Consider the following 22,068-nt stretch of genomic DNA (forward strand, 5'->3'; position numbering starts at 1 on the left):
CAGCCGGGCCCAACTCGGCTGTCTGGTCGCGACATCGGGCCTGCTGGAGGCATGGCTCGGCCCCTCGGGTGTGCCCCCGCTCAGGCGCTATCGACGCGGATGGGGGCGGGACACGGACGGGAACGGGGGCACGGCGCTACTCGTCGCCCGCGATGTTCAGGCCCTTGATGCCGGCCACGAGGGCCTCCAGGTCGTCGTCCGACAGATCAGCCGCATAGGTCTCGTCGTCCTCGTTCACGGTCTTTCCCTTTCCCTTTCCCTGCGGGCTTCACGGCGGGTTCCGGACGCTGCGCCGCAAGCTCGCCCGTAAGAGGAATCTAGGCGGCACCCTTTCCGGCAACAAGACTTTCCCGACCGTGACACCGATGAATGCCACGGTCGGGTTGTCCGGCCTGTCAGTGGAGAGTTCTCAGGAATTCCGGAACGCCGGCACCGGCCACCAGGGCGTCCATTTCCTCTTCGGTGAGATCCCGCGCGTCGCAGCGGTCGGGGTGGGGCACGAACAGCGTGAGGCGGCCCCGGGCGGGCGCCTCCTCCCAGGACCGGATCTGGACCTCCACCACATCCGGCGTCGCCGGCAGGTCCCGGACGACATCGATGGCCGTATCTGCCGGCACCCCGATGCCGTGCTCGGCGAGCAGGACGCGCGGTTCCTCGGTCAGGAGCCGTTCCCGGCTCGGATCGGACCAGACGGCTGCCACCATCGCGCTGTAGCCGACGGCGAAGGCGGTGCGTTCGGCGGAGTACATGGCTCGCTCCTCTGCTCTGTGGACGGACTTTTTGGACGGCTGCGAACGGTTCGGGACGGGGCGAGGGCATGCTGCGCCACGCCCGCCTCAGGAACGGACCAGCTCCCCGGCAGTCGCCGGCTGCTCCCACAACTGCCGTCGGGCGAGCCGGTGGAACAGCCCGCCGGTGTCCGCGAGCAGTTCCTCGTGGGTGCCGCGCTGGACGATCCGGCCCTCGTCCATGACCAGGATGAGGTCTGCGTTGACCACGGTGGAGAGCCGGTGGGCAATGACGATCCGGGTGGCGGCGAGCTGGTGCGTGCTGGCGGTGACCACTTCCTGGGTGTGGTTGTCCAGCGCGCTGGTCGCCTCGTCGAAGAAGAGGACGCGGGGCTTGGTGATCAGCGCCCGGGCGATCAGTACCCGCTGCCGCTGCCCGACGGAGAGCGTGCCGCCGCCGAAGGACAGCAGGCTGTTGAGGCCCATGGGCATCCGCCGGATGTCCTCGTCGAGTCCGGCCATGGCCGCAGCCTCCCAGACCTGGTCGAGGGAGTACGGGTTGGCGCCGCAGATGTTCTCGCGGATGGTGCCGCTGAACGGCTTGCTGTCCTGGAGCACGACCCCGCACTGACGGCGCACGGCCTGCGCGTCCAGCTCGGCGAGGTCTTGGCCGTCGTAGAGGATCGAACCGCTGCGCGGGCGTTCGAACCCGAGCAGGAGCCGCAGCAGGGTGGACTTGCCGGAGCCGCTCGGCCCGACGATGGCGACGAACTGCCCCGGGCGTGCGTGGAGCGACACCCGGTCGAGGGCGGGGGCGTCCTGGCCGGGGTAGCCGAAGGAGGCGTTGACGATCTCGATCTCGCCGTGCAGCTCCGTCGGCTGAACGTGGCCGGGCTCCCGCTCGGTGCGCGCCGTGAGCACCTCGGACAGACCGTTCAGCCGCGGCAGCACGGCAACGAACTCGGTTCCCGTGGTGACCAGTTGGATCATCGCTTGGAGCTGCAGGGCGAAGGCGGCGTTGAGCGTGAAGAAGTCGCCGGCGGGCACCTGCCCGTGCAGCGGGCCGGCCAGCACCGCGAAGAGGACCAGCTGCCCGGCCACCGGCACCGTAACGGCCACCGCCGCCATCGCCGCCTGGACCCGGTGCACCCGCTGCAGACCGGCGCGTGCGGCGACGGTGGCCTGGGCCCAGCGGCTGAACATCGCGTTCTCGGCGGCCGCGAGCTTGATCTTCACGATGCCGCCGAACAACTCGTTGGTCACCGCGGCCGCGTGGTGCTCGGCGGGCAGGGCCTGGCGCTGACGCCGTACCACCACGACGCCGAACAGGAGCCCCAGCCCGGAGGTCGCCGTGAGCAGGGCCAGCGCGTACAGGCCCATGATCGGGCTGATCCGCACGGTCAGCGCCAGCCCGGCGACGGCGGTCAGCAAGGCCAGGATGGTCCGGGTGGCGAGCCCGTTGAGCGCCTGCCGGGCGTAGGCGGTGCCCAGCACCTTGTTCGCCAGGACCCCGCTGGTGGTCCGGGTGAAGAAGTCGGACGGCAGGCGGACCAGCCGGTCCCACAGCGCCAGCTGGATCCCGGACTCCAGCCGGTCCTCCAGCCGCAGCGCCCGCAGGTTCAAGATGACGGTGAACAGGGCCGCCACCACCGCGCTCGCCAGGTAGAGCCCGGTGGCCCACGGCAGGTCATGCGGGCCGTCACCGGCCAGCGAGCTCAGTGCCCACCCGACGAGCAGCGGGGTCGCCAGCCCGAGCGCTGCCACGACCACCGCGTTGAGCAGCACCGAGCGCAGTTCCGAACCGGTTCCGGACGCCCCGAGGCGCACCAGCTGCCACAGACTGCCGGCTGAGGGCAGCGGGAGCTGTACCAGGGTGGCGTTGCGGGTGAAGGCCGCCGCCAGGTGCTGGTCCACCGGGGTACGGACCCGGGTGTACGGATTGACCATCCAGTAGCGGCCGCGGGCGAACAGCAGCGGGACCGGAACCGGCCGGGCCTTCTTCCCGTCGCGGACCGTCTTCGCTCCGGCCCCGGGCACCCGCGCCGGGGTGGCGGAGGCCATGACGTCGGCGGAGTCGCACCAGCCGACGAGCGGTCCGGCATTGTTGCGCCACCAGTCCTTCGGGAGCCGGACCTGCCGAAGGTGGAGCCGTGAACTCTGGGCCACCGCGCGCAGTTCGTCGGCCGGGTCGGTGGTGCCGGGGATGTGGACCGGCGGCTCGGTAACGGTGACGTCCGCGCCCTCGGTGACCACTCGCAGGGTTTCGACCGCCCAGGCCCGGGCGTCCTGGGTGCCGTTCGCCGTCAGGTGTCCTCCCCGGGCGCCCTTGGTGCCCAGCACCCGAAGCGCCCCGCGTGCACTGGCCGCCACCAGCTGATCGGCGGCGTGCCGACGGGCGTCGAGCGAGCGCAGGAACGCGGCGTCGGCGGCCTGGATCCGGTCGGTGAGCGAGCGCACCAGGTGGGCCATCTGCTGGTCGACGGCCTCGAACAGGACACCCGACCGCAGCAGGTCCGGGGTGCTGAGCAGTTCCGCCAGGCAATCGGTCTCCACCCGGGTCCAGTCGCGCACCCCGAGGAACAGCGCCTCGCGGCTCGCAGACACGGATGGTTCCGTCCGGCCGTTCTTGCTCATCCGGCCGTGCGTCACCCGCAGCCAGCAGGGCCGCCCGCTGCCGACGACCGTCCGGCCCTGGGCGAGCGAGTGGATCTGACGCGGGCGCAGCACTTCGGCGTCGCGTGGCGCGGTGGTGGTGCGCGACGCGTCCGAGACCGCCTGCAGAGCGCGGTCGAGGGCGTCGCTGATCGCTTCGGCGATCCGGTTGCCGTGCTGCGGCGGCGGGGCGGCATGGTGCGGTACCGGTGGCGGGGCGGATTCGGATTTGCCGCGCTGGACCATGAGTTGCAGGCGGGAGAGCTGGTGGTGGTCGATGTCGTGCAGCCGGCCTCCGGGCAGCGGGACGACGGTGAGCTGCCACTCGCCGGTGGCGGTCGAGGACGGGATGGCGCTGTAGGCCGGGCAGCGGGCGACGAAGTGCTGGCGGGAAGTGCTGCCACCGAGGGTGGGGCGGGTGGCGAAGATGTCTGCCGGTCCGCCGTCGAGCAGGTAGATGGTGTGCCGTCCGTCGAGCCGACGGGCGGTCTTGGTGGCGGAGCCCGGCTCCGCCAAGTGGACGAGCAGTTCCCAGTCCCGGGGTGGAGCGGGGATGTTCACGGGGTTTCCCTCCCGGAGCTCTGGTGGTGGCGGATCAGTGCCGCGTACGAGCCGTCGCTGGCGAGCAACTCGTCGTGCGTGCCGCGTTCGACCTCCTGGCCGTGGTCCAGCACCACGATCAGGTCGCAGTCGCGGATCGTGGAGAGGCGGTGGGCGATGATGAGGCAGGTGGCGCCTCGGCGGCGCAGGTTGGCGTCAATCAGCCGCTCGGTCTCGGTGTCCAGGGCGCTGGTGGCTTCGTCGAGGATCAGCAGGCGCGGGTTGCGGACCAGGGCGCGGGCGATCTCCAGCCGTTGGCGCTGGCCGCCGGAGAAGTTCCGTCCGCCCTCGTGCACCGGGCTGGCCAGGCCGCCCGGACGGGCGGCCACCTCCTGATGAATGCCGGCGTCCCGGAGCGCCTGGACGACGTCCTCGTCGGGGACGGTCGGGTCCCACAGGGTGATGTTGTCCCGTACGGTGCCCTCGAACATGGCCCGGTCCTGGTCGACCATGGCCGCGGTGGCGGCCCACAGGGCGGGGTCGAGGTCGGCGCTCTCCTGGCCGTCGACGGTGATCCGGCCGCTCCACGGCCGGTGGAGTCCGGCGACGAGCCGGCCGACGGTGGACTTTCCGCTGCCCGAGCCGCCGACCAGGGCGACCCGGGTGCTCGGGGGCAGGTCGAGCGAGAACTCGTTGAGCAGTGGAGGGACCAACGGGTTGTGTCCGAAGGTGACCTTGTCCAGCACCACGTGCCCCTCCAGCGGGAAGACCGGGTGGGCGGCCGTCCGCGCCGGTGGAAGCGGGTAGCGCTCGACGTCCTGGAGGCGCTGGAGGTCGGCGCCGATCTCCTCCACCTGGGCGCTGACCGTGGCGAGGCTGGTGACGGGCCGGTTCATCGCGATGGCCAGGCCCTGCATGGCGATGAGGATGCCGACGCTGAGCGTCCCGGTCACCACCAGGTGGCTGCCCAGGGCGATCAGCACGACCGTGTTGAGCGCGGCGAGCAGGGCTGGTACCGCTGCGACGATGGCGGCCGGCACCCCGGCCTGCTGCTGCCCGCTGGTGACCGCGGCCTGCCGGGCTGCGAACTGCTGGTAGCTCAGCTCCTCCTGTCCACTGGCCTTGACCGTCTCGATCATCGATATGGTGGTGTAGACGGCTCCGTAGAGTCGGCCCCGCTCGGCCTGGAGCCCGGCGATCGCGGTCGCACGCATGGTGGAAAGCCAGCGCAGCACGGCGACGTTCAGCCCGGAGAACAGCAGGGCGCTCAGGCCCAGCGTCAGGTCGTACTGGCACAGCAGGGCGGCGTAGGACAGGACCAGCATCATGTCGACCGCGACGGAGGCCAGGCGCCGGGTGAAGATGTCGGCCACAACGTCGTTGGTGCGCACCCGGCGGGCGAGGTCGGCAGCCATCCGCTGGTTGAAGAAGTCCATCGGCAGCCGCAGCATGTGCCGCAGCAGGCGTGCCGCACTGCCCAGGGCGACGGCGGTCTCGGCCCGGACCAGCAGGCGCTGCTGGAGCCAGCCGGCGATGAAGGTGACCACCGTGGCCACAGCCAGGGCCGCCACCAGCCCGGTCAGCGTTCCGGAACCGGAGCCGAGCAGCGTTCGGTCGACGAAGACCCGGGTGAGCGCGGGCACAGCGATGCCGACGAGAGCGATGATGATGCCGAGCAGCACCGTCTGCGACACCACGGAGCCGAGATTGCGCCAGCGTTCCCGCAGCGCGCGCGGCAGGCTGAAGCGGCTGCCCCCGCGTTCGAAATGCGGACCGGGTTCCAGGGCGATCAGGATGCCCGTGTACGCGTCTTCGAATTCCTCCCAGCTCACCGAACGCGGGCCGGTGGCCGGGTCGTTGAGCCAGACCTTGCGGCCCATGCCCTCCAGTACCAGGAAGTGTTCGAACTTCCAGTACAGGATGGCCGGCAGGGGCACCGAGCCGAGGTCGGCGATCGGACTCTGCCGCCCGCGCGCTGTCAGCCCGTAGCGTCTCGCCGACTTCGCGACGCTGGCCGCGGTGGAGCCGTCTCGGCTGACCCCGCAGGACTGGCGCAGTTCCTCCAGGGGGACGTGGCGGCCGTAGTGGGCGAGCACGATGCCCAGGGACGCCGCTCCGCACTCGGTGGCCTCCATCTGGATGACGGTCGGGGTGCGGACCCGTCTGGTGCTGGGGCGGGCGACGGTGCGCCTGGAGAAGAGGCTCATCGTTTCACCAGCCAGCTGATGGGGTGTTCGGCGGATACGGCGAGAACGGCGGTCACCGGGCTCATGGGTCTGAGCGCGAAGGCGGGGCCGGAGCGCGACCACTTCAGCCCGGTGGGCGACTGCGGGTCGGTGGCCAGGCGGATGGTGACCTCGACGACCGGGCCGGCCCCGAGGTACGGGGTGAGGTTGTGGTCGGCGCCGAACCGGGCGCGCAGGGACTGCTCGGTCTCGGGCGCGGAGGCGATGGCGGTGACCGTCCCCGACAGGGTGCCGGCTGTGGCGGTGGGGGCGGCCGCGGCCGACAGCCGGACGGACTGGCCGGGTTGCAGCAGGGGTGCGGTCGGCACCGGTGCGTAGACCACCGCCTCGGGCTGCTCGCCGCTTGCACGGAGCAGTACCCCGGGGGCCGAGACGGTCTCAGTGACAGTCGCGAAGGCGGACCAGCTGCCGACGGAGAAGAGCACGACGGACAGCGCCAGGGTGGTCAGCCAGCCGGGTACCGAGGTCAGCCGGGCGATCTCGTCCAGCTGTTCGGGCGATTCCAGCTTCCGCACGGCCTGTTTGCGGAATCTCATGACTGCTCCTCGGATTCGGTCGGGCGGGAGCCTAGGGCGAACTCGGCGATGGCGGGCTCGGCCAGCGGGTCCAGCCCGACCAGGGCGGCGAAGGAGGCGGAGTCGCCGGCCCCGAGGGCACAGGGCGCCAGGCCCATGTCGGTGGCCACCAGGTACATCCAGGCGGTCAGGATTCCCGCGTTCTTGAGCATCAGCGCGTAGGGGATCCCTTCGTACTTGCGCATCAGGGGTCCGACCCGGGCGGTGATCACGAACAGCACCTGCGGCGGGCCCGGCATGGTGGCCGTCGCCCGGGCGAACGACAGCATCCGCTCGGTCTCCGTCCCGGGTGTCGCGACGGTGGTCAGGCGGTGGTGCGTCGAGTCGTAGTGGTAGAGGCCGCTACGCAGGCCCGCGCAACGCCAGATCAGGGGGTAGACCTCCAGCTCGCCGAGGCCGCCCGCGCCCGGGTAGGGCCGGACGCCGGTCACCTCGCCGTCGCGGTCCCGCGGTTCGAGCCGCTGGACCCGGTGGAGGAACTCGCCGAGCTGGGCGACGGTCAGCGGCCGAGTGTCGTCGTGCCGACGCACGCTGCGGCGCCGGGACATCACCGCCGACAGGGAATCGGACTGTCGGTCGGCGGCGCCGGGCTCGGGCAGCGCGATCGAGGGCCGGGCGGAGCCGGACACCGGCTCCGCGGGCTCCGGCTCCGGCAGATCGCGGAACCGGTCGGTGGCGCCGATCGGGGCCGCGTGGCGCTCAGGCCGGGTGCGGTCGTGGAGCCAGAGTTCCTCCGCCGACCAGAGGGCCAGCGGCGCCGACCGGGCCTCGGCCTCAGCGTCCTGCGGGGTGAGCAGGAGACGGGCGGAGAGCAGCTCGTCCAGCAGCAGTCCCGCCGTGCTCTCGTCAAGTCCCAGTTCCTCGGCCACCTCGCCGAGGCCGACGGGTTCCCCGCACGCTCGGGCGAGCACGGCGGCCAGCCGGGTCTGCGGGCAGCTGATCCCGACGGTGCTGAGCGGCGAGTACGCCACCATCCGGCTCTGTTCGGCCCGCAGCACCGCGAACCTGGACAGGCGGTACACCGCCCCGGCGCCGTGCCGGTGCTGGGGCGGCACGCTGTGGGCGCCGATCCGGCGCGGCACCACGTCGAGCAGGGCGCGGGCGCCGACAGAGATCCGGCGCTCCAGCCAGGAGTGCAGCACCAGCCGTCGGACCAGCAACTGCGCCTGCAGGAGCCGGGAGTTGCCGTCCAGGCCGGTGACGAGCTGGGCTATCTGCAGGTCGCCCAGCCAGTTCTCCGCCATCCGCAGCAGCAGAGCGCGGCGTCCTGCCTCCAGCCCGGGCAGACGCAGTCGGTAGCGGGATTGCTCGAGGACCAGACCGCCGCCCGGCTCCTCGATCAGCCGCGCGTCGGAGCGCAGGCGGTAGCTCTCGGTCTTGACGGCGCCGTGCAGAAGAGGAGTGCGGTTCACTGGCTTTCATGCTTCCGGTACTGGGGCGGCCGTGCGGCGCATGGGCGTGAACTGGTGACAGCGCGTCTCACGCAGCCACCACACGGCAACTGGACTACTGCCGATGCGCCTTGACCGTAGTGCCGGTGAGGCGGCCGGTGCGCGGAAGGAACGACCCCGTGCCCGGCAGCGGCCCGACCGTTGCACGAAAGCGTGCCGTCGATGGGTGTTGCGGGGCGGGGGCGGGTCCCGCTCAGCCGTTCTCGACCACCAGGTGTTCCTCGATCCAGGCCTCGGAGCCGCCGTCCGCCATGAGGCTGTCCGTGACCAGTTCCCGGCAGCGCTCCTCCGCGGCGGCGCGGAAGGTGTTCACCAGGAGGTCCACCAGCCCCTCGGTGAATCGGTCGGTCAGGGGGCCATCGACCGGCCGAGTGGCCGAGGACTGTGTGAACCCGGGTGCGGCGGCGGACATGAGATTCGCGCTGGAGGAGGTGACCAGCTCCTCGGCGACGTTGGCGATCCGGTCCAGCAGCCGCGCCAGGCAGCGCAGCACTGCCGTCGGTGGGATTCCGGTTCGCACGAGTTCCATCGCCGCCCGCTGCACCCCCGGCTGCGAGATTGTCACCGTACCGTCGGCCTCCCACCCGAGCATGCCGTGCCGGTTCAGGGAGTGGAACACCGCGGCTTGGTCGCGCACTGCGCGGTTGACTGCGGCAGTGAGCCGGTCCACCTCCTCGTCGTGGTCCCCGACGCCGAGGAAGGCAGCGATGGAGACCAGATTGAAGCCCTGACGCTGCAGGGACACGATGTGCTGGAGGCGGCGGACGTGGGTCTCGTCGTAGTAGACGATCCGTCCCCGGCGGGTCGGTGGCTGGAGCAGCTTGCGCGACTGGTGTGCACGGATGTTCCGCGGTGACATCCCGACCAGTCTGGAGATCTCGTCAACCGTGTAGTGGGCATTCGAGATTCTCTTCATTGCGGGTCTCTCTGTTGCTTGCGCGGGTCCTGTGCCCGACCGGCCCGGACAGGGGTCCGGGCCGGGCCGAACGGCAGCCCCACCCTGTAGCAAGCGGCTGACGTTTCGCGCATGTCCTGCTGACGTCCCGCTGACGGCCGGTTCGGAACGGTCCGGGACTATCGCCGCTGACTGCTACGCGGCCTTGACCCAAGACCGCGTAGTCAGCGTACTCCGGCTGGTTGCAAGCCAGTTGGTGACCAGGTTGTGGCGGTATGGAGGCCGGGCCCGATCTTGTGCATGAGGCCGTCGGCGGCCTAAGGGCTGTCCGACCCTGATCCGCCGGACAGGCCCTAGCGATTGAGCTGTCTCTACAAGGAACCTCGCACACGACGGATCCAGACAACACTCCAAGCCCATCAGGGACTTCGAGAAAGGTCAATCCAACGAGCCGGAGTCAGCAACGCTGGTAGCGGGCGTGCCCTATGTGCCACACGTAGGAGGCTGCGACGGCTTCCATGGCGTGAGCGTGATCCGCGAGTGCGTTCTTGTTGTTGGCGGCGAGTTCGGTGATTCGAAGGCGTGCGGTGGAGGCTTGGTCTTCACACATGCGGGAGGCCAGGCGGAACGCCCCTTCGAGGTCGCACTCACGGTGTCGGATCAGCAGTGTCGGCAGGCTCAGAGGAGTCCGGCCACCACGATCTTCCTCCTTCGCGTACGAGGCAAGGTCGTTGATCCACCCGGCAAGGTCGGCAACGGCCTTCTCCAACTCCCGCACTGCTGCCGAGGCTCGCTGATCCTCGGTGAGTTCGTACCTGAGCGCGACTTCCGCGGTCGCCATGACGGTCCGGACAAAGACCGTGTGTGGGCGCATCGCGCAATAGTCGCTCAGGGTCACCTGGTCGGGCCTGTCGAGGTGATGGGCCTCCCAGAGGATGCCGAAGAGGTTGTCCCGCAGGTGCGCGGTGAGCCGGAGGTACTGCGTGGGCGTGGCCCGTTCCCGGAACCGGCGCAGGAGCTCCCGCAGGGCGGCGATGCAGGCGTCGTCATCGGCCGCCGGCTCGTCGTGGCCGGCCAGCAGGTGGACACAGTGACTGATGCGGCGGACCAGACGGGCGGTGTCACGGCCTCCTTCGGCCTCGCCGTGTACGTCGTCGAACGCGGTGAGCCACAGAAAGAGATCGGCGCAGAGGAATACGCCGTCCCGGTCCGCCGTGGGCAGGACATGAGCAACCCCCTGTGCCGTGATGTTGCAGAGGGCCTTCGCCTCGACGGGTGAACCGATCAAGGGGAAGGTCCGGAGCCACCGGGCGGTCTGCTCCTCGATGGCGTCGGCATACGGGCTGGTGGCGAAGGGGCCGGGGAAAGAGCCCCGGAGGTCGGGCATCGGCAGGGTACGCGCGTCCGAGCTGCGGGTGTGGCTCATGCGGCTGTCCTCGCGACGGCCCGCTGCCTGGTTTCGGCGACCATACGGGGGTCCGACGGGTGCACGGTGAGCAGCCCGATCGGCTCCACGGTGGCGCCGGGAACGGGCCGCAGTCGCCAGCGGGACGCGATGAACGCCGTGATGACGATCGCCTCCGTCCAGGCGAATGCGTCGCCGATGCACATGCGTTTTCCTGACCCGAAGGGGATGAAGGCTCCTCTCGGTGGCTGGGGGCGTTCCGGCAGCCAGCGGTCGGGGTCGAAGCGCAGCGGGTCGGGGTACAGGTCCGGGTCCCGGTGCAGTGCGTAGGGACTCCACAGCACCTGCTCACCCGCCGGCACTCCGACCTGCCCGAGGCGCACGGGCTCGGTGGCCTGCCGGGTCACCAGCCAGCCGGCGTGGTGCAGGCGCAAGGTCTCACTGACCAGTCTGCGGGTGAAGGCGAGTTGGGGGACGTGCTCGGCGGTGATCGGGCCCTCCCCGACCACGGAGTCGACCTCCTCGTGCAGCCTGCGCTCCAGCTCGGGGTCGCGGCCCAGCTCGTGGAACAGCCAGGCCAGCATGACTCCCGTTGTCTCGGATCCCGCGGCCAGCAGCCCGATGATCTCCGACAGGATCTCGTTGTCGGGCAGTGGCGCACCGGTTTCGTCCCGGGCCTCCAGGAGCAGTGTCACGAGGTCGTCGTGGGCGTCGGGGGCCGCCCGGCGCTCCGCGATGATGTCCGCCACCTCGCTGCGCAGCAGGCTGCGGGCGGCCTTGAGCCGCCGGTTGCTGCGGGTGGGCAGCCGTTCCAACGAGGACACGGGCACCATGGTGCGCCAGATGGCGGCCGTGAAGACCGTGTCGACGGCGTCGAGGATCGCGCGCGCCCGCTCTTGTTCCGCGCGGAAGGAGCACAGCACTGACATGGCCACGTCCTGGGCCATGAGCCCCATTACGGTCTTCAGGTCGAGCATTTCCCCCTCACGCCAGCCCGTGATGGACGGTTCCACCGTTTCCCGCATCGTGTTGACGTACCCGCTGATCCGCTCGCGGTGGAAGGCGGGCTGGAGCAGGCGGCGCCGACGCAGGTGGGGCGCGCCTTCCGCGACCGGCAGGGCCGACTGACCGAAAAGCTTGAGCTTCTCGCCCAGCAACCCTTTGGAGAAGGAGCCGGACTTGCTGGTGAGCATCTCGTGGATCAGCTCATGAGAGTTGACCACGGTCACCTTCTTGAGGCCGACCGACATACGGACGATCGGCCCGTATGTGCGCAGGCGTTCGACGAACTCCAGGCGGTCCTTGAGCAGGGGCACGACGTGTCCGATGAGCGGCAGCCGCCCCGGAGCGATCGGCGGAACGTCCATATCGGCAGTCACATCCATGTCAGGAGTCACGCGTCCGTCCTTTCCACATCTGCTTCTGTACATGCGGCTGCGCGATGTGCCCGCAGCAACTCCCGCGCAGCGAGCACCTCCGCTTCGATCACTGCGGTGGGCGCATACAGGGTTTTGTCGTGCCACAGGGCGGGGTGCTGGTGGCTGGGGTGCGAGGCGGCGCGCAGATACGTTTCTGCGAGGTCCAGGGCCCGGGTGTGCTGCGGCTGCGGTGTGGGTGTGGCCGCGCTCAGCAGGATCTTGACGGCGTATGCGGTTTCTTCGACGGTGCTGCCCCACACGCCCCAGGAGCCGTCGGCGCGCTGAGTGTCAGTGGTCCACGCGGCGGCGCTCCGGACGGCCCTGGACGCGTGGTGGCCGCCGTACTGTGCGAGCGCGGTGACGCTGCGCGCTGTGGCGTAGTAGGGGGAGGCATGCCACTTGTCGGTCCAGTGTCCTTCGGGTTGCTGCTGGCTGGTCAGCCAGTCGCACAGCTTCGCCGCTCGGGGACCGTATGTGTGCTCTGCCGTCGGGCAGCGCCGCAGGTAGCTCACGAGGGCTTGGAGGGCGTGGGCGTTCGCGGTGACCGATCCGGTGTCCTCGCCGATGTAGCAGTCGTAGTGGCTGCCGTTGTGGAACAGGTCCAGCGGGGCCGGGTCGTACGGCAGGCCGACGAGCGAGGCAACCAGCACCGCCATGGCAGTGTCGTCGGCATCGGTCATGAGGCCGGGCGCACCGCGCACGCCTTGCGGATCGTAGATCTCCTCGGCCCACCCACGGACAGTGGGAAGAGCGGCAGCGGGCAGGTGGGCGCGCGCCAGCGCGGCGGCGACCCATAGCCGTTCGACCACGCGGAGGGGCGCGGCCTCGGGGAAGAGACCGCCGTAGCGCTGCGCCACTGCGGTGAGGTCGTCGACGGCCTGAGCGGTAGTGGCAGGTGACCGCGCTGCCCGTGCCGCGGTGGCGGCCGGCGAGCTGCCCAGCAGGCCTTCGACGTCAGGGACGAGAGACGGCGGTATGTAGCTGTCCACGCCTTCGTACGTGTGGTGAAACTTGACGGGCAGGCTGCCCGTCGACTCGTACCGCCTGGCCACGGAAACAGGTGCCGACGCGTGGAAGCCGCCCGGAACCGGCAGCCGGGGGCCACCGATACCGGGCATGTCCCCGCCGATCAGGGAGCCCAGCCTCTCGTTGATCCTGGCCACCAGGCTGGGTACGAGTATTTCCGCTGCAGCCGTGTCCGGCCACGGGCCCACCGATGGCATTGATCGCAGTACGTCGAGGCCTCGGTTCACCGCGGCCGTGAGCCGGCCGGTGACTGCTGCGGACGCGGTGCCCCTTCGCAGGACAGCCAGTGCGGCCTCCACCGCGCTGAGTGTCGGCAGCAGCCGGTAGGGCAGCGGTCCCTCCCCCCAACTGCCGTCGGGCGCCTGCTGTTCCAGCAGGTACGTGATCCGCCGTGGCTCCTCGGGCAGCCACGGCGCCGCCGAGAGGACGCGGGCCGTCTCGTACAGGGAGGGACGGACGCTTCCCCAACTGTCCTGGTCGGTCCTGGCCACCAGGCTGGTGGCTCGTTCGGCGTAAGATGTGCCGATGGGCGTGCTGATGCTCATAGGGCGACTTCCTCCTCGGGGTTCTGACTGGCGGAGTACGGCGATGCCTTATGTCTGCCTGGCCGTCGCGTCCAGGGCGAGCCGGCGCAGGGAGGCTTTGGCACTTCCCGGGAAGGGGGCGTCGTCCAGGGCGGCAAGGGAGGCCGCCCGTCGCGTGGTGATCATTTCCTCCACGGTCTGCCGGGCGCCGGTGGAGTTCAGGATCGTGCGGACCGCGGCTGCGTGTTCCTCGTTGAGGTCGCTTCGGCCGACCAGCTCGCGCAGTGTTTTCAGTTCGGCCGTGGAGGCTCGTTGGACCGCGAGCGCCATCAGGACGGTGGCCTTGCCCTCGCGCAGATCGTCCAGTACTGGTTTGCCTGTCTTGGCGGGATCACCGAAGACCCCGAGCAGGTCGTCCCGCAGCTGAAACGCTTCTCCTAGTGGTATGCCGAAACCGGTGCAAGCATCGAGTACGGCCGGGGTTGCTCCGGCCGCTGCCGCCCCTATGTGCAGGGGTCGCTCTATGGTGTATTTAGCCGTCTTGTATCGAATAACGTGCAGTGCCGTATCCACATCACCGGTAAGGCGGCCGGTGGTCTGCAAGTCCAAGAGCTGGCCGTACATGACCTCGCTCCGCATTTCGGCCACCAGGGGCAACACCTGCGCCAGCCGCCCCGGGCTGAGGTCCGCTGTTCGAAGAAGTTCATCGGACCACACCAGGGCCAGGTCGCCGAGAAGGACGGCCGCGCCCAGACCGTGCGCCTCGGCCCTGCTGCCCGGGCCGCCGCTGTCGGTATACGCGGTGGCCAGTGCACGGTGGGCGGACGGCCGGCCGCGGCGGACATCGCTGTCGTCCATCACGTCGTCGTGTACCAGGGCGAACACCTGGAAGAGTTCGAGGCTGGCGGCAGTGCGAACGGCAGCAGTCATGTCACCTGTTGCTCCGGCGGCTTGCCATCCGTACAGGCACAGCAGGGACCGAAGTCGTTTTCCGCCGGTCAGGAATCCGCGCAGGGTGGTGGTCAGGTGGAGCAGCTCGATTCCTGGCGCAGCACGTTCCTTGGTGTCCAGGAATCCGGTCAGAGCCGCACCCACCTTCTGTCGTAGGGAAGAGAGGTCGGGCAGTCCCGTGTGAATGGTTTGTGTCACTGGCGATTGATCCTCTTTCGCTCGGGAACCGTCGTCGCGGTTCCGTTCTTGCAGAGGACGGGTCAACGGACCCGCGTCTCCTCCTCAGGGCTGTAGCGGTGGTGCCGACCGGCTCCCGGGCGGCACCACCGCGATGTGACGATCGACGGCAGGTGATACGGCTTCTACGCCTCAGTGCCGCCTGACGTCGGGGAGAATCGCGTGTCCCGCTCGGGGCAGGAGGGGCTTCGGCTCCAGGGGGTGGCCCCGTTGGCGTCTGGGGCCAGCGGGGTGAATCGGGCCGGGAGCGCGGTGAGCGTTCGGTGGACAGCCCCGGGGCGGTAGGTCAGCTTGTGGGCGGGAACGTCCAGTTCGATGTCCGGCAGGTAGGTCAGGAGCCTTTCGATGGCCGCGGTGGCGATCAGCGTGGCGACGTCACGGGCAGGACATGTATGGGGCCCTGCGGCGAAGGCCAGGTGGGCCTTGTTCCCGGAGCGGTAGCCGTCCGCAGGCACGCCCGAGTGGGGACAGGTGTTGGCGGCGGCGTACGACACCATGACGGGCGAGCCTGCGGGGATGCGAGCGCCGTGGAAGGTCACGTCCTTCTTGGGGAAGTGGACGCTGTAGTTGGCCAGCGGTGCGTCGTGCCACAGCGCGTCGTCGATGGCGTGCTGGATGGGCAGGCTCCCGGTGGTCAGGGTGCCGAAATAGCGGTCGTCGCTGAGCAGGCGGACGAGCGCGTTGGCGATGAGGTTGCACAGTGGCTCGTTCCCGGCCCCGAGGGTGATGAGGATCTGGTTGACGGCCTCTTCCTGGTTCAACCCATTGGGATGATCGATGAACCAGGAGGTCAAATCGTGGCCGCGCCGTGCCGCCTTGGTCCCGTAGAGGGTTTCGAGGTAGGCGCTGAACGCCTGCCCGCCCGCTGCCTGTTTCTCCGGATCGCTGTCCATCATCGCCTCGAGTGCCCACGCGAGCCGCGGGCCGTCCTCGTCCGGCATGCCGAACAGAGCATTGAAGACCATCAGGGGCAGCTGCTGCGCGTACTGGCGCACGAGGTCGACAGCCCCGGTATCGGCGAACTCCTGGAGCAGCGTGTCGGCGAAGCGGAATGTCAGGGCGCGCACATCATGGGGATCCAGGAGACCGAAGCTGTCCGTGATCACACGACGCAGGTGCGCGTGTGCCTCGCCGTCGGCGAAGAACAGGCTTGGCCGCCACTCCACCAGGGGCCGGATCGGGCTGTCCTCCGGCACCTGCGGCAGCCAGCTCCGGGTGTCCTTCGTCCACGTATCGGTGTCCTGGAGGAGGTCGAGGGCGGCTCGGTAGTCGGTGACCAGGTTGACCACGACACCGGGGGCCACTTCGGCTACGCCGACCGCTCCCTGCCTGCGCAGAAGTTCATAGCTGCGCTGCGGGTTCGCGGCGTGTTCGGCCCCGTGCAGGGACACGGGGGATTCGGCTGGTGTGAGCGTCACGAGGCTTTGACTCCGGCAACGGATATGGAATGGGCGGTCAGTTGGGCGAGGGCGTGCAGGCCGCTGTTCTTCTCTCGTGCGTCACAGGTGACCAGTGGTGTCTCCGGGGCCAGGTCGAGCTTCGAACGGATGAGCGCCAAGTCGTACTTGGGTGAGTCAGGGAAGACATTCACAGCGACGGCGTACGGCAAACCGCGCTCCTCGATGAGTTCCATCACTTCCCAGGAGTCCTTGAGCCGCCGGGTGTCGACCAGGACGAGGGCACCGAGTGCTCCGAACGCGATGCCTTCCCACAGCGGAAGGAAGCGGCGCTGCCCCGGAGTTCCGTACAGGTACAGAACGATCTTGTCGCCCGGCAGCGTCAGACGGCCGAAGTCGATGGCGACCGTGGTGGTGGTTTTGTCACGCAGGACATCGTGGCTGAGGTCATCGGTGGCGACGGCCGCGTTCGTCATGACTTCGTCGGTGTGCAGTGTCGGAATCTGCGACAGCGACTTGACCACGGTCGTCTTGCCGATACCGAGCGGGCCGGCAACGAGGATCTTGATCCTTCGGTGTTCTCCCTCGGGCAGGTAGACGGGAGGCGTGCTAGGCGGCAAGGAGAGCGTGGAGTCCACTCAGAACCTCTTCCAGGACTTCTTTCGACGGCCGGCCATCGTTCGACGCGCGGAGGGCGTCCGGAATCGGGACGGTGGCCTTTAACTGACCGTCATTGACAAGTTGTTCGGCGAGAACCAGGGTCACGCTGACCGGGAGGCCGAGATAGCCGGCCAGTTCGACGACGCTGAGAGACCCGTCGGTAAGGAGCTCGATCACGCGCTGGTGCACCGCTGTGTGGTACCTCGCGAGGGGCAGACCACTGGCACGCAGAGCGGCCAGCGAATCGAGGGTGCCCGAGAGGCCGGCGCCGGGGTTGGTCCCGGTCGCGAGGTAGGCCGGCAGCAGCCGTCGCTGTTCCTGGCCGCGACTCATGACGCCCCGTCGCTGGCGCGGGCGGGAACGGACATTATCTGTTCCCCGAGTTTCATTGCCTGGCGGGCCATGGTGGCTGCGACCACCCCCATGGGCATGTCCTCATCGCCCGCTGCCGCGATCAGGGTGTTGGTTCCTTCGCCGACCGGCATGACCATGTAGATGCCCCGGTCGTTGTGTGAGGTGACGGTCTTGAGCGGAGTGCTCCGAGGGGCTCCCAGAACGGCGTTGGTGGCGGCGCGGGAGGCGGAGTGCAGCGCGGCAGTCATCGCACCGATGCCGTCTGCCTCGTCCTTGGTGAGACCCTCGGAGATGGCCTGGACCATCCCGTCGAGAGTCATGGTCAGGGCGTGCCGGACACCACGGATTTCGGTGATGGGCTTCAGGACCCAGGCGGACGGACCGGTCTCTGCGTGGGTTTCAGGCATGGTCACAGTGTTGACTCCGAATCGGTGACGGACCGGTCGCCGGTGAGGCCACTTTGGAAATCGCTCCACATGGCACCGGTGTCTTCCGGGTTCAAGGGGCGGGGCGCTGCGGCGGAGGCCGCGTCATTGGTGGCTGTCGCCGAGAAACGGCGACGGCGCTGCGGCAGCGCCGCCGCGCCGGTCGGCTCGGGCGAGTGTGCGGGCGAGTCGGCAGCGGCGGGCCGCTTGTGGGCCTGTGGCGCCACGGCAGGTTGGGGAGCCATGACCGACGGAGGTGTGGCGTTTTCGTCGATCGAGGTCAACAAGTTCTCGGGAACGGACACCACAGCGCGCACCCCGCCATAGGGAGAGGAAGTGTCGATGGAGACATGGAGGCCGTAGTCGGCGACGAGTCGGCCGATGGCGGCGAAGCCCATGGACGGCGGATCGCCGAGTTCGAGGAGCAGTACCTCCTGCTGGTTACCCGATATCAGACTTCGGCCGCGGGCGAGCGCTTCTGAGGTCATGCCCTTGCCGGCGTCGTCGATCGTGATGCACACACTGCCGTTGCCGGTCTGGATCAAGCCGACGTCCACCATGAGGTCGTCACGGGAGTGCTCCAGCGCGTTGGCCATCAGCTCGGCGCAGACCACAGCAACGGGCTCGGCCGCACGCCCGACCACGCCGATGTTGGAAAGGCCCAGCCGAGAAACGATGTTGATGCGCTCGAAGCCGCGCAGTCGTGAGGAGGCGCCACTGACGACCTCGCTCACGTAGGTGTCCTTACGGACGTGACCCGGCCAGCCGCCGCACACGATGGCGGATCTCTGCGTGAGGCGCAGGTTCTGCTCATTGATGTGGTCGGACTCAAGCAGACTTTGCGTCAGACGGGGCGGCGCGCTGAACTCGTGCTGCAGACCCACGATATTCGTCTGCAACCGGTAGGAGAGGGCCTGGGACTCCTGAGTCGCGCCACGCAGAGCAGCCCGAGCAGCGGCGTCGATGCGGCGCCTTTCCTTGAGGACGATGCCAGAGACCGCTTCGGGCACGGCGTCGAGGAGCTGGGCAGCCTCGGACCCTGCGAGGTTCTTGTGCAGGATTCCGGGGACAGGGTGATGAGAGCTGATCAGGTGCAGTGCCAGAGCGGGAAGCCGATCGGAGACGAGGTGACGCACTTCGTCGAGAATCTCCGCCCCGCGGGTATGGAGTTCCTGCGTCCGGGACTCTGCGGCCTGCCGGTTCTGCACCTCGGTTCGGGCACGGCCCTCGGCAGCCTGAGCACGGGAATTGGCGGCCTGCGCCTCAGCGGACAACTCTCTGCCCAGTCGTACGTGCTTGCGGCGCGAGCGTGCCAGGAGCAGCGCCCAGACTGCTAGGAGGAGAGACAAGACGCCAAGGGCAACGGCGATTTTTGAGGACAAGGTCACGGAGGGTGGTCCTAGGGGTCGATCGAGCCTTCGAAGAACAGCGCAGCGGTTCACTCCCCACAACGGGGCGAATGCGGTCTCCGGAGAACTGGCGGACAGGTGAAACAACGTGGCAAGTGACGTGCGTGGACCGTTCGTGCGGCGAAGAAGTGCCACCGCAGACGAACGACTGCCAGGCCGCGGCGAGGCCTGGTGAATCGCCCGAGCCGGCCAAGGCCCCAGCGCCGCGATCCCCACAGGCGGCGACGGTCGCCCGGCCAGCCCCTCGCGCGACTCCAGCCCCCGAAACGATCGCTGGGCGGAGCCTGCTGAACGCAAATGATCAGGTCGATCAGAGCTCCGTTGAGGACTGCGAACGTCGGCTACATCAGGTGCTTCCCGCCATCGCACGCAGTCGACTCGCGGCCTTGCCACTTCCTAAAACGCGGTCAGCTTACTGGAGTTGATCTGTGCACGCGGCACTGGTGGCCCGCACAGTTTCGAACCGGACGATCTTCGCTCAGCCGGGGTCTCGCCGATCGCGCACGGCGTGGCCAATGGCACTCCTCGGCAGCTCACCGAGCACACCCTCCGGTGGCCTCGGTGCGCAATGCGGCGGCGGTCAGGTGCCCGAAGCGGCCGGACCCGGCTTCGCAGCGGGTGTCAGCCGCACAGCGCGCCGATCAGGGACATGCGGGCGCCCTCGTCGGCTGCGGCCCGGTCCTCGCGGTTGATCCGGGCAACCGTCTGCCGGTACCGCCCGGACAGCAACCCGGCCATGGTGCCCGGCTCGATCACCCGCAACTTCACACACTGCGCCAGCAACGCCCCGCCCGCCCCGAGCCTGTGCGGCCAATGCGTTCACCCCGTCGTCGGCTGAGGCTCAGCGGTCTGGGCAGACCCGTCCCTGGCCACGTTGTCGCTGGTCATCGATGCGTCTTCCTTGATCAGGAGTTACACCGATCGTTACGCAGTCCCGCCCGTACGAGCACGGTGAGCCGGTTGCGGTTCAATGGTGGGATCAAGGGGTTCTGGCGTGCGACGAACAGGTGACGGGGGAAGTGTGGCTGATCGGGTACTTGCGGGCCGATACGAACTGGTGTTACTCGTGGGCCGGGGCGGCATGGGTGAGGTCTGGGAAGGCCGCGACCGTGTCATCGGACGCCGCGTCGCAGTCAAGCTCCTCTCCCACCAGCAAGGCGAAGGTGGCGGCGCAGAACTCTTCTTCCGCGAAGCACGCACCGCCGGCCGGCTCAACCACCACGGCGTGGTCACTGTCTTCGACATGGGCGAAGACCCTGCCGACGGAACCCTCTATCTCGTGATGGAGTACATCACCGGAAACGACCTCGCCGCACTCCTGCGACGAGACGGTCCACCACCCATCCACCGAGCGGTGGACTGGGCCGCCCAAACCGCCGCAGCCCTGGCCGCCGCCCACGCCGCCGATGTTGTCCACCGGGACCTCAAACCGGGCAACCTCATGCTCACCACCGACAATGAGATCAAAGTCCTCGACTTCGGCATCGCCCGCTTCATGGCCGCCACCACCCAATCCAGCCAGGTCATGGGCACCCTCGCCTACATGCCGCCAGAACGATTCAACGAACACCCTGGTGATGCCCGGTCCGACCTCTACGCGTTGGGCTGCGTCCTGCATGAACTCCTCACCGGTCACACGCCCTTCCAGCCCACGGGGCCCGTCGCCATGATGACCGCTCACCTCACCACCCCGCCCACGCCACCCAGCCACCACCGCTCCGACATCCCCACCACTGTCGACACCCTCGTCCTGCAACTCCTCGCCAAAGATCCCGCCGACCGCCCCGCCACCGCCGCCGAAGTCCACGACACCCTCCGCACCCTCCTCCACACCACAGTCCCCGCCCCCACCGAGATACCCGCATCCAACGCCACACCCACCGTTGTGGACCCACCCCAGCCGCCCCGCGGAGCAGGCCCCGACGAGCGGCCTGTGGCCCGCAGCCCACACGCCCTGCCCACCCAGACGGCGCCCCCGCCCCTATCCAGTAGGCGGCCGGATACCCCCGGCCAGGGGACGCTTCAATCACCCACCCGCCGCCGGGCCCTGCAGCTAGGGCTCGGAGCCGGAGCGGTGGCCGCCGTAGCCACGAGCGTCGCAGCGCTGCTGCGTTCCGGCCACGAGCGGGGAAGCGGGGGGACCGGGCCCAGGGCTTCCCCCACCAGGTCCCGTACCCCAGTCGCCGACCGGGGATGGGCGATCGCGCTCAACTCCACCATCTCCACCACCCCCGTAGTGGCCGAAGAAGTGCTCTATGCCATCGACTTCGACGGACTCCACGCCGTGGAGCCGTCCAGCGGCAAGAGGTTGTGGTCCGGGTCCCTTGAGCAGGCCGGTTCCCTGGCGGCGTCCGGCTCCCAGGTGTTCGTGGGGTGCGCCGATGGGACGGTGCACGCCTTCGACGGCGGCGCGCGGCCCAAGTGGAACTTCAGGTCGGGCAAGGACCGCAGCACGACGGTCCGGGCGCACGGCGAGGCAGTGTGTCTTGTCACCGACGGGGTCCTGTACTGCCTGGACGCCGCCACCGGTGCCAAGAGGTGGAAGTCCGAGAGGGAGTGGCGGGACCACACGCTGACGGTGACCGGCGACACCGCCTACCTGAGCAGCTGGGACGACAAGCTGTATGCGCTCCGCCTGGACGACGGCGACCAGCGGTGGACACGTCCCGCGGATGGCTTCCTGCCCGGACCACCCGCGGTGGACGCGTCCAAGGGGCTCCTGTACCTCGTCGACCAGGACAACGCCATGGCCCTCGGCATGGACGACGGCAGGGCGAGGTGGACCTCCCCGGTCCAGGACGATGGGATGGAGAGCCCATCACCGGCCGTGGTGGCCGACGACACGGTCTACGTCGGCGGGGGCGACCGGCTGGTGTACGCGCTGAACGCGGCCGACGGCAAGCGGAAGTGGGCCGCCGGCGACCGGAAGGGGACCATCCCGGCCGTCGCCGACGGACGGGTCTACGTCGCCGACCGCGAAGAATTCTCCCCCACCGTCCTGGCACTGGACGCCAAGGACGGCTCCGAAGTGTGGAGCGTCAGCCCCAGTAAACGGGTGGGGCTCACCGCGGACGGCAACCATCCCATCGTCCACGACCGCTTGGTGTACGTGGCCACGTCGGCCCAACTGCTCGCCTTCAACGCGGCCACCGGCACGTACCCGACATAGGTCCGT

The 22,068-nt window shown here is 69.2% G+C and carries 17 protein-coding genes; 1 reads left to right on the plus strand and 16 read right to left on the minus strand.

Annotation, left to right across the window (positions count from 1 at the left end):
• Positions 1–395: 395 nt before the first annotated feature.
• From ACWCQ6_RS24155 to ACWCQ6_RS24230, 16 genes are all read right to left on the minus strand, one after another.
• Positions 396–749, minus strand: a complete 354-nt coding sequence (locus ACWCQ6_RS24155) for a hypothetical protein (RefSeq protein WP_451092396.1) — start codon at positions 747–749, stop codon at positions 396–398.
• 87 nt (positions 750–836) lie between these two features.
• A complete protein-coding gene (locus ACWCQ6_RS24160; protein WP_451092398.1) occupies positions 837–3,941 on the minus strand; it encodes an ATP-binding cassette domain-containing protein in 3,105 nt (1,034 codons plus the stop codon).
• A complete protein-coding gene (locus ACWCQ6_RS24165; protein WP_451092400.1) occupies positions 3,938–6,127 on the minus strand; it encodes an NHLP family bacteriocin export ABC transporter peptidase/permease/ATPase subunit in 2,190 nt (729 codons plus the stop codon). The genes ACWCQ6_RS24160 and ACWCQ6_RS24165 overlap by 4 nt, the downstream gene beginning before the upstream one ends.
• Positions 6,124–6,702, minus strand: coding sequence for a hypothetical protein (locus ACWCQ6_RS24170; protein ID WP_451092402.1), 579 nt, complete (start codon positions 6,700–6,702; stop codon positions 6,124–6,126). Before ACWCQ6_RS24170 ends, ACWCQ6_RS24165 begins: the two co-directional genes overlap by 4 nt.
• Positions 6,699–8,153, minus strand: a complete 1,455-nt coding sequence (locus tag ACWCQ6_RS24175) for a SagB family peptide dehydrogenase (RefSeq protein WP_451092404.1) — start codon at positions 8,151–8,153, stop codon at positions 6,699–6,701. Before ACWCQ6_RS24175 ends, ACWCQ6_RS24170 begins: the two co-directional genes overlap by 4 nt.
• Positions 8,154–8,385: 232 nt before the next feature.
• Complete coding sequence (locus tag ACWCQ6_RS24180) at positions 8,386–9,108, minus strand: MerR family transcriptional regulator (RefSeq protein WP_451092406.1); 723 nt, start codon at positions 9,106–9,108, stop codon at positions 8,386–8,388.
• A 436-nt stretch (positions 9,109–9,544) separates the two neighbouring features.
• A complete protein-coding gene (locus ACWCQ6_RS24185; protein ID WP_451092408.1) occupies positions 9,545–10,513 on the minus strand; it encodes a terpene synthase family protein in 969 nt (322 codons plus the stop codon).
• On the minus strand, positions 10,510–11,889 hold the full coding sequence (locus ACWCQ6_RS24190; protein WP_451092410.1) for a cytochrome P450: 1,380 nt from the start codon (positions 11,887–11,889) through the stop codon (positions 10,510–10,512). Before ACWCQ6_RS24190 ends, ACWCQ6_RS24185 begins: the two co-directional genes overlap by 4 nt.
• On the minus strand, positions 11,886–13,481 hold the full coding sequence (locus ACWCQ6_RS24195) for a labda-7,13-dienyl diphosphate synthase (RefSeq protein ID WP_451092412.1): 1,596 nt from the start codon (positions 13,479–13,481) through the stop codon (positions 11,886–11,888). Before ACWCQ6_RS24195 ends, ACWCQ6_RS24190 begins: the two co-directional genes overlap by 4 nt.
• Positions 13,482–13,529: 48 nt before the next feature.
• Positions 13,530–14,675, minus strand: a complete 1,146-nt coding sequence (locus tag ACWCQ6_RS24200) for a polyprenyl synthetase family protein (RefSeq protein WP_451092414.1) — start codon at positions 14,673–14,675, stop codon at positions 13,530–13,532.
• Positions 14,676–14,773: 98 nt separating this feature from the next.
• Entirely contained in the window at positions 14,774–16,066 is a 1,293-nt protein-coding gene (locus ACWCQ6_RS24205) for a cytochrome P450 (RefSeq protein ID WP_451092416.1), read from the minus strand.
• Entirely contained in the window at positions 16,063–16,683 is a 621-nt protein-coding gene (locus tag ACWCQ6_RS24210) for a GTP-binding protein (protein WP_451092418.1), read from the minus strand. The genes ACWCQ6_RS24205 and ACWCQ6_RS24210 overlap by 4 nt, the downstream gene beginning before the upstream one ends.
• A complete protein-coding gene (locus tag ACWCQ6_RS24215) occupies positions 16,655–17,038 on the minus strand; it encodes a DUF742 domain-containing protein (RefSeq protein WP_356086005.1) in 384 nt (127 codons plus the stop codon). The genes ACWCQ6_RS24210 and ACWCQ6_RS24215 overlap by 29 nt, the downstream gene beginning before the upstream one ends.
• On the minus strand, positions 17,035–17,466 hold the full coding sequence (locus ACWCQ6_RS24220; protein WP_451092420.1) for a roadblock/LC7 domain-containing protein: 432 nt from the start codon (positions 17,464–17,466) through the stop codon (positions 17,035–17,037). The genes ACWCQ6_RS24215 and ACWCQ6_RS24220 overlap by 4 nt, the downstream gene beginning before the upstream one ends.
• Before the next feature lie 2 nt (positions 17,467–17,468).
• Positions 17,469–18,872 (minus strand): ATP-binding protein, encoded by a 1,404-nt coding sequence (locus ACWCQ6_RS24225; RefSeq protein ID WP_451092422.1) that lies wholly within the window; start codon positions 18,870–18,872, stop codon positions 17,469–17,471.
• Positions 18,873–19,514: 642 nt separating this feature from the next.
• Complete coding sequence (locus tag ACWCQ6_RS24230) at positions 19,515–19,661, minus strand: hypothetical protein (RefSeq protein ID WP_451092464.1); 147 nt, start codon at positions 19,659–19,661, stop codon at positions 19,515–19,517.
• A 253-nt stretch (positions 19,662–19,914) separates the two neighbouring features.
• Here ACWCQ6_RS24230 and ACWCQ6_RS24235 point away from each other — a divergent pair, with 253 nt between their 5' ends.
• The gene (locus ACWCQ6_RS24235) at positions 19,915–22,062 is read left to right on the plus strand and encodes a protein kinase domain-containing protein (protein ID WP_451092424.1); all 2,148 of its coding nucleotides are present in this window, start codon (positions 19,915–19,917) and stop codon (positions 22,060–22,062) included.
• Positions 22,063–22,068: the final 6 nt, after the last annotated feature.

This window comes from Streptomyces sp. NPDC001880, from assembly GCF_053594575.1.